Origin of the sequence: Roseburia sp. 1XD42-69 (genome assembly GCF_003612565.1) — a bacterium.
GTDB lineage: Bacteria > Bacillota > Clostridia > Lachnospirales > Lachnospiraceae > Roseburia_B.
The window spans coordinates 1-16144 of the sequence record NZ_RAZG01000066.1; the positions used below are offsets into that span (position 1 = coordinate 1).

The 16144-nt window shown below is 42.7% G+C and carries 23 protein-coding genes and 2 pseudogenes; 8 read left to right on the forward strand and 17 right to left on the reverse strand.

Going from position 1 to position 16144, the window contains the following annotated elements; all coding sequences use genetic code 11:
* Nucleotides 1–141 precede the first annotated feature (141 nt).
* Nucleotides 142–717 (forward strand): SMI1/KNR4 family protein, encoded by a 576-nt coding sequence (locus D7Y06_RS20085; RefSeq protein ID WP_120409454.1) that lies wholly within the window; start codon nt 142–144, stop codon nt 715–717.
* 78 nt (nt 718–795) lie between these two features.
* Here D7Y06_RS20085 and D7Y06_RS28355 read toward each other — a convergent pair whose 3' ends face one another.
* From D7Y06_RS28355 to D7Y06_RS20130, 9 genes are all read right to left on the reverse strand, one after another.
* Nucleotides 796–996 (reverse strand): hypothetical protein, encoded by a 201-nt coding sequence (locus D7Y06_RS28355; protein WP_334295004.1) that lies wholly within the window; start codon nt 994–996, stop codon nt 796–798.
* Entirely contained in the window at nt 912–1250 is a 339-nt protein-coding gene (locus D7Y06_RS20095) for a hypothetical protein (protein WP_243119416.1), read from the reverse strand. The genes D7Y06_RS28355 and D7Y06_RS20095 overlap by 85 nt, the downstream gene beginning before the upstream one ends.
* 155 nt (nt 1251–1405) lie before the next feature.
* A complete protein-coding gene (locus D7Y06_RS20100; RefSeq protein ID WP_120409456.1) occupies nt 1406–2119 on the reverse strand; it encodes a DUF3879 family protein in 714 nt (237 codons plus the stop codon).
* A gap of 43 nt (nt 2120–2162) precedes the next feature.
* Nucleotides 2163–2882, reverse strand: a complete 720-nt coding sequence (locus D7Y06_RS20105; protein WP_120409457.1) for a DUF6033 family protein — start codon at nt 2880–2882, stop codon at nt 2163–2165.
* Between the two features lie 96 nt (nt 2883–2978).
* Entirely contained in the window at nt 2979–3653 is a 675-nt protein-coding gene (locus D7Y06_RS20110; protein ID WP_120409458.1) for a hypothetical protein, read from the reverse strand.
* A gap of 130 nt (nt 3654–3783) precedes the next feature.
* Nucleotides 3784–3957 (reverse strand): hypothetical protein, encoded by a 174-nt coding sequence (locus D7Y06_RS20115; protein ID WP_243119417.1) that lies wholly within the window; start codon nt 3955–3957, stop codon nt 3784–3786.
* Between the two features lies 1 nt (nt 3958).
* On the reverse strand, nt 3959–4636 hold the full coding sequence (locus tag D7Y06_RS20120) for a hypothetical protein (RefSeq protein WP_120409459.1): 678 nt from the start codon (nt 4634–4636) through the stop codon (nt 3959–3961).
* Nucleotides 4637–4671: 35 nt separating this feature from the next.
* Nucleotides 4672–6078: a sensor histidine kinase gene (locus D7Y06_RS20125; protein ID WP_120409460.1), complete on the reverse strand. Its 1407-nt coding sequence runs from the start codon at nt 6076–6078 to the stop codon at nt 4672–4674.
* Nucleotides 6075–6827 carry a LytR/AlgR family response regulator transcription factor gene (locus tag D7Y06_RS20130; RefSeq protein ID WP_120409461.1) on the reverse strand — a complete coding sequence of 251 codons (753 nt, stop codon included), beginning with the start codon at nt 6825–6827 and terminating at the stop codon, nt 6075–6077. Before D7Y06_RS20130 ends, D7Y06_RS20125 begins: the two co-directional genes overlap by 4 nt.
* A gap of 648 nt (nt 6828–7475) precedes the next feature.
* Here D7Y06_RS20130 and D7Y06_RS20140 point away from each other — a divergent pair.
* The 7 genes and pseudogenes from D7Y06_RS20140 (at nt 7476) to D7Y06_RS28365 (ending at nt 11593) form a co-directional block, all read left to right on the forward strand.
* Complete coding sequence (locus D7Y06_RS20140) at nt 7476–7904, forward strand: MerR family transcriptional regulator (RefSeq protein WP_120409463.1); 429 nt, start codon at nt 7476–7478, stop codon at nt 7902–7904.
* Entirely contained in the window at nt 7901–8668 is a 768-nt protein-coding gene (locus tag D7Y06_RS20145) for an SDR family NAD(P)-dependent oxidoreductase (RefSeq protein WP_120409464.1), read from the forward strand. The genes D7Y06_RS20140 and D7Y06_RS20145 overlap by 4 nt, the downstream gene beginning before the upstream one ends.
* A 141-nt stretch (nt 8669–8809) precedes the next feature.
* Nucleotides 8810–9283, forward strand: coding sequence for a helix-turn-helix domain-containing protein (locus D7Y06_RS20150; RefSeq protein WP_120409465.1), 474 nt, complete (start codon nt 8810–8812; stop codon nt 9281–9283).
* A gap of 144 nt (nt 9284–9427) precedes the next feature.
* Nucleotides 9428–9852 (forward strand): annotated as a pseudogene (locus D7Y06_RS28360) (RNA polymerase sigma factor).
* Nucleotides 9824–10036 carry a helix-turn-helix domain-containing protein gene (locus tag D7Y06_RS20160; protein WP_120409466.1) on the forward strand — a complete coding sequence of 71 codons (213 nt, stop codon included), beginning with the start codon at nt 9824–9826 and terminating at the stop codon, nt 10034–10036. The pseudogene D7Y06_RS28360 and the gene D7Y06_RS20160 overlap by 29 nt, the downstream one beginning before the upstream one ends.
* 190 nt (nt 10037–10226) lie before the next feature.
* Nucleotides 10227–10901, forward strand: a complete 675-nt coding sequence (locus D7Y06_RS20165) for a DUF6796 family protein (protein ID WP_120409467.1) — start codon at nt 10227–10229, stop codon at nt 10899–10901.
* 383 nt (nt 10902–11284) lie between these two features.
* Nucleotides 11285–11593 (forward strand): recombinase family protein, encoded by a 309-nt coding sequence (locus tag D7Y06_RS28365; protein WP_442970440.1) that lies wholly within the window; start codon nt 11285–11287, stop codon nt 11591–11593.
* On the opposite strand, the gene D7Y06_RS26630 is transcribed toward D7Y06_RS28365, so the two are convergent.
* The 8 genes and pseudogenes from D7Y06_RS26630 to D7Y06_RS20205 form a co-directional block, all read right to left on the reverse strand.
* The gene (locus tag D7Y06_RS26630; RefSeq protein ID WP_199714810.1) at nt 11562–11735 is read right to left on the reverse strand and encodes a hypothetical protein; all 174 of its coding nucleotides are present in this window, start codon (nt 11733–11735) and stop codon (nt 11562–11564) included. The two genes, D7Y06_RS28365 and D7Y06_RS26630, sit on opposite strands and share 32 nt — an antisense overlap.
* A 117-nt stretch (nt 11736–11852) precedes the next feature.
* Nucleotides 11853–12593, reverse strand: coding sequence for an alpha/beta fold hydrolase (locus D7Y06_RS20175; RefSeq protein ID WP_120409468.1), 741 nt, complete (start codon nt 12591–12593; stop codon nt 11853–11855).
* 78 nt (nt 12594–12671) lie between these two features.
* Nucleotides 12672–13301, reverse strand: a complete 630-nt coding sequence (locus D7Y06_RS27315) for a hypothetical protein (protein ID WP_243119418.1) — start codon at nt 13299–13301, stop codon at nt 12672–12674.
* Nucleotides 13302–13361: 60 nt separating this feature from the next.
* Nucleotides 13362–13820: a MobA/MobL family protein gene (locus D7Y06_RS27320; RefSeq protein ID WP_243119419.1), complete on the reverse strand. Its 459-nt coding sequence runs from the start codon at nt 13818–13820 to the stop codon at nt 13362–13364.
* Nucleotides 13821–14196: 376 nt separating this feature from the next.
* A pseudogene (locus tag D7Y06_RS20190) lies at nt 14197–14925 on the reverse strand (MBL fold metallo-hydrolase); the annotation flags it as partial.
* An 18-nt stretch (nt 14926–14943) separates the two neighbouring features.
* Nucleotides 14944–15156 (reverse strand): 4-oxalocrotonate tautomerase DmpI, encoded by a 213-nt coding sequence (gene dmpI, locus D7Y06_RS20195; protein WP_120409470.1) that lies wholly within the window; start codon nt 15154–15156, stop codon nt 14944–14946.
* 56 nt (nt 15157–15212) lie between these two features.
* Nucleotides 15213–15722, reverse strand: coding sequence for a GNAT family N-acetyltransferase (locus D7Y06_RS20200; RefSeq protein ID WP_120409471.1), 510 nt, complete (start codon nt 15720–15722; stop codon nt 15213–15215).
* A gap of 74 nt (nt 15723–15796) precedes the next feature.
* Nucleotides 15797–15985 (reverse strand): SymE family type I addiction module toxin, encoded by a 189-nt coding sequence (locus D7Y06_RS20205; protein ID WP_016288546.1) that lies wholly within the window; start codon nt 15983–15985, stop codon nt 15797–15799.
* Between the last annotated feature and the right edge of the window lie 159 nt (nt 15986–16144).

A 16144-nucleotide genomic window follows, 5' to 3' on the forward strand; every position in this document is an offset into this window, starting at 1 on the left:
AGGATCACTTTCTTTCGTATTTTTTGTTTGCAAACTTATTATACATCAGAAAGTCCTGTATGACATTTTTTTATGGAAAAGTTGTAAAGTGGTGAAATTTCTTAAAACAGGTGAAATCTCAATCGGGATAGGAGCAAATTTATGATAGCAGATTTATTTAGTGAGTATCTTTCTCTATCTGATAAAATAAGAGTGGGATATAAAAGCAGTTTGGGAAATTCTCATTCATCGTGGAAAAATTTCTTTACAGGGATAACACCTACTATTCCCGAAGTTATTCAAGCGATTTATGGGGAAGTGGCAGGGACACATAGAGATATTGCCATTCAAAAATATATGGATTTTATTCCAGGATACAGGTTGATACACATTGAAGAAATAGAAAGAGAATTTCATACCCTCATAGGGCTATTGGATTTGGATTATGTATGTGAGGCACGAATAAAAACGATTATTCCATTATTGGCCGACTATTCATCTTCGTACATTTTCTATGCTAAAACTGACGATAATAAAGAGGCCATTTTTCATTTTGCACCAAGTGATGGATTGCAGAAACTACATAATTCCGTAGAGTTGTTTTTTGAAACTATTATAGCGTTTTATACAGAAGATGTATTTTATTTGGATGATGATGGCTTTCTTGATTATGATTTTGAAAAAGAGGGTGTAATAGGCGCAATACATAATCCAGATATAGAGTATTGGATAGAGTAACTTATTCCCGTTTACCGGGCAGAAAAATCTATAACAGGGCGGCGATGATAAGTGTTTACTATCCCGCCGCCCTGCCTGTTATCGCTCCATATCCTGCTTTCTGTGGGATTGCTGCTCCCGCTGTTCCCCTATCATGGATTTGAATTTTTCATCAAGCCCCGCCATATCCATGATGTTGTTGGCTTGCAGGAAATTCAGCACTTTCGCTGCGTCCTTTGGGTTGTAGATGGATTGGGAAACCTGCGATTTGCCCTGCCGCTCATAACTGCGGTGGTCGATACGCTCGGCGTGTCCGTACTGCTCCAACGCCCGGTTGATCCTTCCGCATATTTGATGTAGAAAGACAGCCCTGTCCCATTACCGCCAGAGAACAGCATATCATCCGTTTTTATATAGACAATAGATGTATGTGGTTTTGCACCTGCCACATTGTTCACCTGCGCCGCAAAACTCTTTCCAGCCACATTCTGCTGTGTCCTCCTTGCTCCCTGCCATGCCGGATATCCTGTTGTTCCTATTCCGTTAATATTCATTTTTTAAATCCTCCATTATTTTTATTATTGTGGCTCCTCTGTCGGTCAGAGCCGCATCCGCTCCCTCGTAATAAGTCCGAGCGGTTCATTGCCTCACCTCCGGGCAGACCGCAGAGGCAAAGCATTATGCGCCTCTGCGGAATAAGGTGTAAAGATTATATCTGTATATCCAGTATGCTGCCCGAAGATGGTTTTTTCACAAAGGTATTACCGCTTTTCACAAGCTGGCTTTCTACAGACTCTCTTGTAATGCCGTCCAGTGCCCCGGAAGGTATGGCTTTACCATAGTCCCATGTAGGATCAACTGTCTTAATCGCCGATTTAAACGCCTGCGCATATGCCTTATGATACTGCCCCAATGTCCAGCCTGCTGACAATCTGTCATCTGACTTCATCTGCTTATACATATCCATATAGATTTCCGTCTTTCCTTTTCCATCCCCCATTCCGTTATTGTTCAAAAAATTATTTTTCACGGCTTCAAACATTTTATCTTTGCTGCTTTCGGGAACATCAATAATCTTTTTATAACTGTCGCCTGTTTCATCTGTTACAAGAAGTCCTGTCAGTCCTGTATCCGGATCAACCCATTCTCCTCTTGAGTTGTAATTTTTCATTAAGTTTTTAATAGATTGAACATTCGTAAACATACTGCCAGTACAGCCGTCTTTTGTCATTTGCTGAATAACAGCTTTATACCGCTTGCTGCTTGTATCAATGCTCGCCGCCTTTAACTGCGACTGTATAGAACTGCTGTTTAATTGTGAAAACTGGAACACTCCGGGCAAGGTTGAACCTGTTTCCCATGTTATTTTTGTTCCCCCGAACATACTCTGGAACAAAAAACTGTAATTAGTAATATTCGACATAATATTGTCCTCCTTGACCTCAAAATTTGAAATCCTTTTCCTGTTACGCCTTTATATCAAAACTTGCTCCTGTTGGCGCAGACGTGCCGGAAACTTTAGATATAATGCTCTGAGTGACGCTTTTTACATCAGTGCCAGCAGCAGATACCGTGAAGGTTCCCGCTTCTTTGCCTTCCTCCAGTTTTTGTATCCTCTCTTTTCTTTCTGCCCGCCGTTCCGCTGCTTTTTCTTCCTCCGCCTTTTTCTCCTTGCGTCTCTCGGCGGCCTTTTCCTCGGCTGCTTTCTTCTCTTTCGCCCTCCGTTCCGCATTTTCTTTTGCTATCTTCCCATCGGGGTCACTTGTTCCGGAGATTGCTACTGAAATATTCCCATTTGCATCAACACTGTAGCTGAGATTGGTCAGCGTTCCTCGACAGCCTACTACTGCACTTTTTGCACAATCTGGAATCGCCGCCAAATTTTCTTCCAGATATTTTGCTTTTTCCGGGTCGTTCATGCATTTCTTTAGGAAAGCGCCCGATACGGATACCGTTGTCGGAACACCCTGCATGGAGGTTGTACCCGAATTCATATAGCTGTACTTGCCCTGCAAGTATTTGGAATAGTCATTGACATTGCTGTACCCCGTCTTGATCTGTTCCGTTTTTGTTCCCCCGGTTGAGGTTTTCAGTTCCACCGTGCTTGTTGTCACATTGCCTTCCTTTACAATATTGGTGTAACCTTTCCCATAATCGCTGTAATTGTTTGCGATCTCCATTGACATAATAATCATCCTCCTTCAAAAAATCTTACCTGCGGCCCCTCTGTCATTCAGGGCCGCCCATGCCCCTTGCGGTAAGTCCGGGCATGATGCCCGTATTTATCCGAGCAGCGAATCACCGCCTGCCACAGTTCCCATCATTACATTTGATTCATAAGCGTTGGAAGCCGCCGCCATCTGCCTGTCGCCAACCCAAGCATTTGCCAGCCTGCTTCTTTCCTGCTCCGCCTTTGCAATCTTTTCATTCAACATCTCCTGCTGTTGTCTCTTTGCCTGCGCCCGCTTCTCCAGATATTCTTCCAGCAGTTCCTTCTGCCTGTCTTTCTTTTCACTCCTCCTTTTATAGAAACTGTTCTGCGAACGCACATCAAATTCCGAATCATACCCAACGGGCCATGAATCCGCCCTGTACTCATTCAGAGTCGCACCGACAGTTATCAGCACGGAGCAGTTTCTCGGCGCATAGGAATCCCCCCAATCCCTCTGGATCAGTGAAAGAACCTTCTCCCTGTATTGCGGGTCTTCCTTCATCGCCTTGAATGCCGCCTCCGAGATATTGACAGCCGCATTGCTCACCGTCCTATGGTTGGTAACTTTAGAAAGGTCTTCATGAAATTCCTTCTTGAACAGCTCCATTTCTTCCGCTTCCGATAATTCCTGTGTACTGCCTGTTTTTTCCAGTGCAAACTTTTCCGTACCGTTTACATTTTTCGTGTTTCTCTTTGTTTTCACATTGTTCTGATAATAATTTTGTCCTATTCCACTGATAGCCATTTTTAATCCTCCATTATTTTGTTATGGAATTTCCTTTCGTAGGCCAGAGCCGTCCATGCCCCTTGTGGTAAGTCCGGGCATGATGCCTACATTTATCCGAGCATAGAATCACCATCTGCGACATTAGACACTAACTGTATGGATTGCTTCCGAAGCAGTCCACGCCCTCAGACTTATTGCTTTTCCAGTAATAATCATTGGAAACCTTTTCATTCTCCCGGATTACCTTGTTGAAATTCTGGCTCACGGCAAAATCTTTCGGATTCCAATGTATCACTTTGTTTGATAACGATACGCCATTCATTTTACTTTACCTCACCGCCTGCCGCTGTCTCCGTCATTATATTCGATTCATAGGCACTGGAAACCCTCGCCATCTGCTGCTTACTGCTCCATACCTTTGCCAGCCTGCTTCTCTCTCGCTCCGCCTTTGCAATCTTTTCATCCAACAGCTCCTGCTGCTGTCTCTTAGCCTGCGCCCGCTTTTCCAGATATTCTTCCAGCAGCTCCTTCTGCCTTGCCTTTTTCTCCCGTCCGGCATCTGCCTGCTTTGTGGAAGAACTCCCGGAATAACCCACATTCTCCTTCATGCCCTGCGTATAGCCGTAGCATTTCTCATAAGTATCATCTATATGGGTATACGCAACCACCGGAATATTTCCCCCGAAATCAACGGCTTTGTTCTTTGCCAGTGCATCCAGTATCTTCTTCTCATATTCCGGGTCTTCCTGCATCTTCTTATAAGCCGCATCCGTTATGTCGATTGTCCAATTCATGCCCCTCTGTGAAGGGTGTGTATACAGGCTGTTCATCTTTTCATCAAAATATGCCTTGTACTCATCCAGCGTCATGTCCTTTGGGGAAACAGCGCCTTTCTCCGCAACCTTTCCCGCGAATCCGGCATCTGCCCACTTTTCTTCCTTCCTCACGCCCTCATAGCCTTTTGCCCCATAATAGCCGCCATAAACTGTACCTACTTCCATTGTCACATTCTCCTTCCTTTTTCATAAAATTATTATTATATTTCCTTCTGCTGCAGCATGACCGTGACCTTGAACACACCCCTCCCCGCCTTGATATCCATATATCCAAGATAGCGTTCCGCCACGTCCCTTACATTTTTCAGGCCGACACCATGCTCCATCAGTATCTCCGGCAGGCTGCTGTGCTTCACCGTTGCCGGTACCGCCTCCCCGTCCTGCCATTCCAGCTTCCCGTCAAAACTGTTCTCCACCTCCACCAGCAGGAAATGGTTCTTCCTTTTCAGCGTAAGGCTGATGCGGCGTTTCTCCTGTTCCAGTTTCTCACAGGCTTCTATGGCATTCTCTAAAAGGTTGTTCAGGATGATTCCCATGTCAAAGGCAGAGATGGTATCCGTCTCCCTGTATTCAAACTTCACCCGGAATGCAGTCCCGGATTTTGCCGCCCTCCGGTATTTGTCATTGATGATGACATCCGTCACTGCATTTCCCGTGCTGAACTTATAATCCAGCTCCTGCACGGTCTCATCCAGTTTGTCAATGTACCTCTCCACCTCCTCGTACTTTTCCCCGGCAACAAGGCCTTTGATATTTGCCATGTGGCTTTTCATTTCATGCCTTACTTTACGGATACCGCCATAAAAATTTTCTGCTTCCTCCAGCCTCCTTTTCATGGCTTTCATCTGCTGTTCTTCCGCAAAATGCCTTTCCCTCTCGCCCTGCAGTTCCTTGTACTTCTGGAAAATATAGATGGCAGAAATCTCCCCGGTGCTGAGAAGGGCTGCAATCATTGGTATTTTCCACACCATCTCCTTCCTCTGGGCAAAAAGGAAAAATATCTCCTTATCAATCTGAACCATCGAAATATCCATAATCATCCATGCCAGCATACTGCCGACGACATTCAGGACGGAAAGGAAAATGGCATCCTGCCAGCTCATGGACACTGGGCTTTTTACAATCTTTTTCAGAATCCAGGTCATGGAAACAAATGAGAGCGTGTATAATAAAATATTACAGCCCTGGCCTATTACCTGGCTCTTATACATATGGAGCATATACTCTGCATTCCGGACGTCCAGCCTCCCCATCAGGCCATCCATCAAAAACTGGTAAAGGCTGTTTGAGACCAGAAAACTCATCCCGTGGAAGTTGTAAAATAGCAGCAGCGTGAAAACAGCCTTTTCCAGGCAGCCTTTATATCTGATACGGCAGTACCCCAATGCAGCAGCCGCCGATACCGCATACCTCACCCACCCCGGAACACCGGGGCATAAACGCAGGAGTACATTTACCGCCGCAAATATGCCTGCAGATAACATCTCCTTTTTTCCCTTTTCCGGCCTGAAAAAAATGTCCCAAACCACCAGAAAGAGCATGACCTGCAGGAGAACAAGATATAAGTCGCATATATTTATGAATAATCTATAACTCTCCTGACTCATCTGCCGTCCTCCGCAATGTATTCCAGATACGCCTTTATAAAATCCTGGTACTTGTACTTGGAGATCAAAAGGCGTTTCCCGTTCTTCATCTGCACTTCCGTCCGGCTGTATCTCTCCACATATTTCATGTTCACCAGATACCCCTTATGAATCCGGAAAAATCCCTCCCGCAGCTCCTCCTCCATCTCGCTTATCTTTCCATAACATTCTATTTCCTCGTCCCGCATGGATACGATGATCTTCCTGTTACTGCTCTCAATGTAGTAAATGTCATCAACTGCGACATTCCTCGTGATGCTCCCGCTCCTGACCAGTATTTCCTTCGGTACAGTGCTATTTTTTCTGCCTAGGCAGCGGCACTCCCTGACAGCCCGCGCAAACACATCTTCAAATTCCTTTTCGTCTATGGGCTTCACCAAGTATTGAAACGCATTGACGGAAAAAGCCTTGGGCATATACTCCGGATATCCCGTTACAAATATCAGCAGGGGCAGGCTCCCCCACAGAGGTTCTTCCCTTTCTTCCTTCCAATCCCTGACCCGTTCTGCCGTTTCCATTCCGTCAGTTCCATCCATGGAAATATCAAGAAACAGGATGTCTAACTGTTCCCTGTCCTCCTGCTCCCAAAACTGCAACAATTCCTCCCCGGAGGAAAATTCCATGATCTGGCAGGATACGTCCTGCTTTTCTATCAGCCTTTTTATCAAATAACGGATATTTTCTTCGTCATCGCAAACCGCTATATTCAATCTGACTCACCTCGTATCAATGTTTTATTACCAATAAGGGCTATTATTTCCCGTCCACCTATTTTATCGGCAGATACCAGCAAAAAGGAAGAACGGGTGTTGTATCTGGACACTTGACGGTAGTGACTGGACATTTCTAAAAATATATTACCGTTCTCCACATGAGGTAAGGCGGATGCCCTGCAAGGCGGCACAAACAGGGACCGCCGTGTAAGCATATTACCTCTGATTCCCCCGCTTTCCAAGTGGTTTTCTGAATAGGAAAAAGGGCCTGTGAGCCCTTTCCCCATTTCTCCTTAGTGCAGTTTCAGTAACTGGTTCTGGACTGCCTGGACAGCGAGGGGGACAACACCGATATGCTGCACTTTTGCAGTCTGATGAATGACTACCATCTCAAAGACTTGTCCAGCAAAGTAAAATCGGTTCTTCATGCAAAGAAGAAATGCTCATGTACGGTAAAGAAGCAAGCAACCGAAAACAAGAGATAGACAGCCAGTTATACACATTCCCACAATGCCGACTACGGCGGAATCCCTCAATCAATCCTTTTCGACAATATGATGTGCTATTTTTCATAATGTGCTATAATTTTTCTGTTGGCTTAAAGTGCGCTTCATAGTTTATCTTAAATGAAAGGTGGTTTTCGAGATGTATTCAGCAAAAGAAGCCGCAGAAATAACAGGGTTATCAACCGCAACATTAAGATATTATGAGAAAGAAAAATTGTTGCCGCCAATAGCCCGGACAACACAAAAATACAGGCAATATAGTGACGAGGATATTGAGTGGATAAAGATGATACAATGCTTGCGCGGGGCAAATGTACCTATCCATTCTATCAAAAAATATGTTTCCCTTTTAAGGCAAGGCAGCGGAACAATTCCGCAACGGTATGAAATGGTTTTAGAATACAAAAAAGATATTGAATCTCAAATGTCAGACTTAAAAAATGCCCTTGCTTTGACACAAAGTAAGCTGATGTTTTATCAAGAAATCTTGAAACAGCCTTGTGGTAATAATATGACATATCTTGAAGAATGGCACTCGTTCAAAAATGGGGGAATTGGCGAAAAATGAAAACAGCTTTAATTACAGGAACTACAAGCGGAATTGGCAAAGCATTTGCTGAAAAATTTGCAAGTATGGGAAATAATATTATTCTTGTATCAAGAAACGAGGAAAAGTTAAAAAGACAGCAAAACGATTTGCAAAGCCAATATCATGTAGCAGTAAAATTCATTGCTTGCGAATTAACACAATCAAATGCGGTTGATTTGATTTTTGAGAGGTTGAATAATTGGCAAGTATCTGTTGATTATCTTGTAAATAATGCTGGTTTTAATGAATGTGGATTGTTCACTAATACAGATATGGAGCAAGAAATGAAAATGATTGATTTACATATTCGATTTGTTACACAAATTACAAAACGTATTTTACCCATGATGAAAAAGAATAACTATGGGCGAATAGTGAATGTCGGTTCAACAGGTTCATTTATACCCTCTCCATCAGATGCAGTATATTCAGCAACAAAAGCCTATATAATGTCGTTCTCTAATGCTCTTTATGGAGAACTTAAAAAGACAGATATAAAAATAACTTCACTTTGTCCCGGAGCAACGGAAACAGAATTTGCAGCAAAAGCAAATATACAAAATACTCTGCTATTCAAATATGCAGTGATGAAGCCGGAAAGTGTAGTAGAAATAGCTTACCCCAAATTGATGAAAGGGAAACGGTTAGTTGTTCCGGGTATATATAATAAACTCTTAGTATTTTTCTCAAAGATTTTGCCTATTGGAGTGACGAATAGTATTACCTTAACCATGATGAAATGAGGGCGTTTGATAAAATGATAATCAAGATTTACAAAAGCCCGTAAATTCCACTATTTGTTATGCAAATGTAAAGTCAGATTGATAGCGTGTAAATGCGGTTTTTGATATGATTGGGTTACTAAATCAAAAGGAGGAACACACATGGAATTTTCAGAAAAACTCATAACGTTACGCAAAGGTAGGAACTTGACGCAGGAACAATTAGCCGAGCAGTTAAATGCTTCCAGACAGTCTATCTCAAAATGGGAAAGCGGGCAAGTTATACCCGAAGTAGAAAAGATTGTTGAATTAAGCAAGGTATTTAATGTAACACTGGATTATCTGTTGAAACCGTCAGAAATAGATGAGTTATCCGTTAAGACAGATATGCTGGAACAGCAACAAAAGCAGCTGTTAAACAGAGAGCAGACACGCACAAAAGTTTTTAAAAATATTTTATATTCGGCTGCAATTTATTTAATATGCTTTGCGGTATTCTTTGTAGGACATTACTTCTATTTCTCTTTAGAATGGGAAGTATGGGGGAAACCTATAATTTTTGCAGAGTTTTTTATTGCAACTGCAATTGTTATAGTTATTTGGGCAAAGAGCTTTACTAACAGACAGAAAAACTGATTTTCATTGGTAGATAATCAAGGGGCGATAGCCTAAGTGCTACTGCCCCTTTGGTTATAAAATGCAGCCTTAAACCATGCAACGCCCTATGTGGGAGAAAGGGGGAATCATCTATCTTGCACAGAAACATACAGAGAACACATCATGTATACTTTCAATGGCTATTGCAAGACTGTCATACGCTTTGCGGCTATCAACGCATGGCGTGACAGGAGCAGGCGGCGGCAAAAAGAAATATCCCTTGAATATCTCACAGAAGAAAAGTTTTACCCTTTAGGCACAACAGACGAATACTTTGAAGCACCCTATGAAGAATACCCCATTACGATATGCGGTCAGACAGTTATCCTCACCAATGGGAGCTTGCTGCTGCCCTGTTATCCCTGCCGGAGAAGAACCGGGAAATCATTTTCCTTTATTTTTTCGGGCATTACACACAACAGGAAATCGGGGAAATGTACGGACGCTGCCGAAGTACGACCGGGTATCAAATCCGCAGGACGTTACAGCTTCTGCACAAAGAAATGGAGGTGCTTTCACATGGGGAATCCGAACCTTTTACCCTATGAAACGATTGTCCGGGCGACCAGCGGAGAGCCGGAAGCCGTGGACGAGGTTTTACAGCATTACAGCAAGAGAATCCGAATTGCCGCCATTGAAAACGGGTATATCGACAGGGATACCGAGGACAGCATAAAATCCCGGCTTGTTGCCGTATTGTTCAAGTTCCGGTTTGATGAACAGGAAGTATAAGAAATCGCTTTCATTTTTGGGAAAACGGATATATAATAAAGCACAGATAAAGTGGGAGTAATTAACAAAGTGACAAAGTTCAGCATGGAACGTTAATTTCACATTTTGGTTCAAAGGAAGAAAAGTCAAAAGGAAGAAAAAACAGAGTAATCCGATGAACATGAATTTTTGTTAAAAAAACGGAGGCGCTATGACAATAAAAAAGCTGTTCTATATTGCAATCGCAGGAAGCGTACTTTGCTTCTGCGGAGATATGTTATTGGGTTGCTTTTACCCTATGGAAAAAGTGGGGATTTTTCATCTTTTTCCTGCATTTTCAGAAGAATGGTCAAATGCTACGTCTATTAGGTTCATTATAGGCGGATTATTGGGCGTGATTGCACTTCTTTTAATGTTTTGCGGGTTTTACGCTATATCTGTTTTACTCAAAGAAAAAGTCGGTAAATATGATAAACTGTTTTTTATAGCATCTATTGTATTTGTCTCTGTAGGAACATTATACCATTGTGTATTTGCAATATCCGCATGGCTATATAATCAACTAGCAGAAGAGAATATAGTATTAGCTAAGCGGATTAGTGAACGCTTTTTTACTACATTCATCTGTGTTGCATTTTTGGCTGCAATAAGTTTTATAATTTTATCAATTATTATATTTTGTGTTGCGATAAAAGGAACATGGGGAAAGAAAAGATGGGTGCTGATAAATCCGCTTTTGTTTATGGGAATTTCAATTATGGTTGCAACCGTTTTACCTGCTAATTCTATAATCAATGGTGTGTTTGATTGGGGACAACAAAGTTTGGCTTTGCTGCTAGTTTTCTGCGCATTTTCAAAAATCCCTTGCACAACTTCCAGTTTGTAGAATTGTAGCCAGCTAAAAACTGAATAACCGCCGCTACATAAAACGGCACACCAAGACAGGAAATCAAGAAAAGGTTTCCTGTTTTTTTGCGCCCATTTTTGGCATTTTCAAAAAATGTCGGTATTATGCCGTGCAAAGGGGGATAGAAAGAAATTCCCTCTCCCGTTTGGCAAATTTGCAAGCTGTCCGTGGAGGGCGGGCGAGAAGAAATTTTTATAAATTCCCGCCTATTCCGGCTTGTGTGGTTTTGTAAGGAATAGAGGGATATTTCCGCAAAACAACGTCCATTTTGCTCTTTGCTGGTTTGTAGGCATTAGAGGGAGAAATACCGCCACAGCTTTGGCAAAATCCCTGCTTGCGGCACTAAAGATATTGAGAGCGAAATAGCGCCGCAAAGTTGGCAGAAGCCCCGCCCTCTTCGTCGAGGGTATCAGCAAAAGCTCACACAGAACTGCACCGGTTCCCGTTCCTATAAAGACAAGACCATGATAAGGAAACCGGAATCGGAATGGATTTCCCATGAGGGCGCGCACGAGGCGATTATCGGGCCAGAGCTGTGGGAGGCTGTTCAGAAAATCAATCAGGCGGCAAAACAGATTTCCGCTAACAATACGCCGCCCCAAACATCTCTGTTTACCGGAAAGTTTTCCGTTTCCAGTGCTAATTTGCGTTGTTTTCCGCTATTTCCTTAACCTTTTTTGTTATCTGTTCCTCGGCTATCCGCTTGAATACCGTTTCCATTTTTTCAGTGCCTACATAGTGCCTTTCCACGATAATTTTTGTGAGTGGGTGCTGTCGGGTGGCTCTATGCTGTGTGTTGCTGTCTTTACTCATAAATCTGCTCCTTTACAATAAAATAGAGCGCATAGATTTTTTCTATACGCTCTGACGCTGTGTTACTTATTCAGTTCTGATTGTGGGAATGGTTGTTTAGATACACAGGAATTTGTATCAGCTTTGCAGATATTCAATCAGCTTATTTGCATATTCATCGCTATGCTCGTGTAAATACTGCCCATGTCCCATATGTTCAATCCCTATATCTACTATAGCGGGCAGATATTTCTTTAACAAAGTAACGCTCTTCCTTGGATATTGCTCATTTGAGCCTCTCCAGAACAAAATAACCCCCTTGTAATTTCTTATACTTTCAGGAATATGATACCTATACACAAATTCACACGCATTTTTTATAGTATTTGAGGTGATGCCCGTATAAAGCATTTCGATAATACTGTTGTTATCTTTTCCCATAACGGCGTCCATCATAAATTTAGGGATTGCTTTTCCGTTTTGAATCCGCTTGATTGCTTTGCAGAATATATATTCATATGGCTTTGTCAACAAGCCCATCTTTGTCAGAAACGCCGCATCCAAATGTGTTTTAGCGACATTAACATTGCCCCTTCCAATAATTTCAACAGCCATTGTTGCTCCCATAGAAAATCCAGACAGACAATACAAATTACCAGATAGATTATTTATTATGTAATTTTCTATCTCGTCGCAATTGTTTTTAAGACTGACAAGTTCATCTGTTCTTTCACTGTGACCATCCACTTCTGCCAATATCACATAATAATCTGACAAATGTTTTAAAATTGGTTCATAGCAAAGCATTGCTGTGGAAGCCATTCCATGTATAAATAGTATTGACCTATTATTTTTATCGCCAAAACATAAAAAATTCATAACACTATCCCCACCAATTCCGATTTTGTACCTTTAACAGAATACCACAATCAAACCCATATTTCTATTGAATTTCCATTAAATTTCTTCCTCCCTCCGCTTAGTCCTGCTTTGTTGTTTATTGTGCTGTCGGCTCTCGTTCTGAAGCTCCCTCTCAAGGTTTCTCCTGTTATAGCTGATAACTTCCGCATACGCTAATTCTGTGGCGGTCTTGGTCTGCTCCTTGCCGATACTGTCATATTCGGACTGTAAGGACTGTATTTCCGCTTTCCACTGTTTCGGCGTTATCTTCTCGCCGTTCTGTAAAAGGCTCTGCATACGCTCCTTTAATTCGGGGTACTTCGATAAGCTGTCCTTATGCTCCTTATCATACCGCATTTTTGCAAGTCCTTTGAGTGACTGGCTCTCCTTATAGGTGGCTTGGATTGGCGCATAGAGGGCATACATTTTTGACAGTTCCTTTCGTCGGTTTAGTTTCTGCCCCTTTGAAAGATGTACCGTTTCCAACTGCTGATATTTCTGCTCCCTGTCCTCTGTGAATTTCGCAAGACTCTCAAAGCTGTCTATCTTCCTTGTCGTGATGAATTTCTCCGCATTGTCGGCTGACTGCAAGGCGGTTCTGTCGGATATTCTTCTTAGATGCTTTCCGCTGACAATCGGCAAGTCAAGTCTGTCTTTGCGCTCCCTCACCTTTGCAATCATTTCCATGACTTCATTCTTCACGCTGACCGCTGTATTTTTAATCTGCGTACTTTTGTACGTTGCGTACTATGCTCTGTGAAGTTCCTGCTTGGCAAGCATGAGCATTTCTTTTGCCTGCTCCAACAGCATATTGTTTTTGATGATTTCCCGATTGACGTTTCCCCTCTCGGTCTGTACGCCTTTACGCTCTAAAGCATTAGCGGTTGCCCCGATATGGATTGTCGGCTCTCTGTCAATCCCCTGTTCTTTAAAAGAGCGGTGTTCCCAATGTAGCGCAATCCCCAACTGCTCATTGGTGGTGTTGATTGTGTCGGCTAAATCTTTTCGCCACATTTTGGCGTTCTCTTTGCTGTTCCAGTCGGTGCTGTCGGCGGTGTGGCATTTCCACTGTTTCCTGTTCCGCTTGTCAACTTTCTGCTGACCTGTCTTTTTATCAATCACTGGTATCTTCTCGCCGTTCTCGTCAAGGTCATAAATCTTCTTTTGTTTCGCTCCCCATTCCCCGTTTTCTGTTAGAGGGCGCATGGTAAGCCATGCAGATACAGGAAGAAGATTATTTCTGTCAGGTTACACACCGGACATGGGATACTATCCTCCATGACATAAGGGAAGTGCACAAGGACGATACGGACAGTGCGCCGGACGGCTCCAATGCCATGAAACTAATCAAAGACGCAAAGAAGGCACTGGCTGTGCCGGGTTCCTATCTGGATGTGTTCACCGCCCTTATGTGTACGCAGCTTCAAATCCGGTATGAGAGGCTGTCGGAGCAGGAGCGCACGGTTTTGAAGAATGTTATGAAAAAAACTCCGGCATATAAGGATTCACCGTTGAGTAGGATGAAACGGAGATAAAGAAATGCCGTTGCTTGGGCTTTTATCCATGCAACGGCATTTTGAGAGGTTCCGCTGCCATGATGAAGCTTCCCGTCTGCCTTTAACTGACGGAATGCATTTGCCATGCGGATTAGTATTTCCGGCTGTATATCCAGCGAATGGTGTGCAGGGAATACCCTTTTTACAGGCAGTGCCGCAACTTTTTCCAGTGAAGCAAGATAGGCTTCCGGGTCAGTGGAAGGGTAATAGGCAAACAAGGTATCTTTATAGACCAAATCGCCGGTAAACAAATATCCTTTGTCTTTTTCCCAAAAACATAAATGTCCGGGAGAGTGTCCAGGCGTATGCAGCGCTTCAATTTCCCTGCTGCCAATATCGATTACATCATAGTCATTTAATACTTTTGTTGGTATACCCTGAAAGAATACATAATCGTCAACATGAAAATCGTCAGGCAAATCACAACGGTCAACTACCATTTCCTTAACAGTTTCTATTGTCAGGGGGAATTTCCCGTTCAGCCAGTCCAATTCTTCTGCGTGTGCGTAAAATTCCGGGAAATATTTATGCCCGCCGATATGATCCCAGTGAATGTGCGTGGCAACCGCCGCAATCGGTTTATCCGTAAGTTTACGGACTTCATCATATATATTGGAAATCCCCAGTCCTGTGTCAATAAGCAGGCTTTTCTCTTTTCCATTCAACAGATAACAGTGGGTTTCTTCCCAATGCCGGTATTCGCTTATGACTATGGTTTCATTATCAATCTTGTCTATTGTAAACCAGTTATCCATTATCTCCAATCCCTTCCATTAAGATTGATGTGCCTGCATATATTCCACTTTCACTTTATCAATCGTTTTACCGCCAATTCCAAAGTTCTTATCTGGCAGTTCTTTAATCGTAGTCACAAAAAATTCCTGCGGCACATTCATAATTTCAGAAGATACTTCTGTCAATCTTTTTATCAGCAGTTCCTTTTGCTTATCAGATAAAGTGCCGCTTTCAACTGTAATGTATGGCATTTTGCCCCTCCTTCCACTTTTCATTCATTGTTTATTCAGCCCTACCAAATGGGCAGTTATAGTTTTAAGCTATATTGCAAAAGATTATAACTGTGTCCATCTTTGCTGTCTGTTTTAGGTACTGAAGAAATCACTGTAAATCCTAATGACTTTGCTAATTGATTGGAAGCCCTGTTTTCTTCTCTTGTTGAATAAATAAACTCTTTTGCACTAAATTCTTCTTTGCAGTATAGTATCAAGCCTTGAAGAATCTGCTTGCCAAACCCTTTTCCCACGTAATCCGGCCCCAGACATATCCCTGCTTCCTGATAGATGTAAGGTTCGATTTTTTCTACACCAGCAAATCCAATCGCCTTACCGGTTGCTTTTTCATAAACCAGATAGGTATCATGCTCTTTCTGAAATGCAATGGTTTTCATGATTCTTATTTTGGCGTTTTCTTCGCTTGTAGTAATATTCCATTCCATGTATTTTGCGCTTTCTGGCTGTGACCAGACATTACAATACATTTCCTTCCAATCTGAAAACTTTGCCTTATCAAGAATCAGGCTCTCCGTTTCAATCATTTTAAAATGTTCCTCCAGCACTGGCTGACTTGTTGCCGTTTCTATTATACTGCAAAAGCGGCCTTTGTCTATATTTATTTTTCATGCTCTGCTGATGGTTCGTTCTTAGTAATAATAAGCTGCCCCTGCTGGCATTTCACGGTGATTTTGTCCCCTGCGGAGAATCCGGCCTGTTCCAGCCAGTTCCCCTGTAATAGAATCTGTGGCGGTGATTTTTTAAAAGCCCCACGTCCATTATAAACAGTCAGTTTGCGGTCGTCCATCCGTCCTCTTTCCCCTCTGCCTGTCGGCACACGATTTCAAATACATTCCCGTCCTCTGTCCTGACAGCGAGCAGGCTGTTCCTCTCGTTGTTATTCGTTAGTTTATCTGAACCAAAATCCCTTCTTTTTCTTCAAATTAAATAAGATACAGGATGCCTC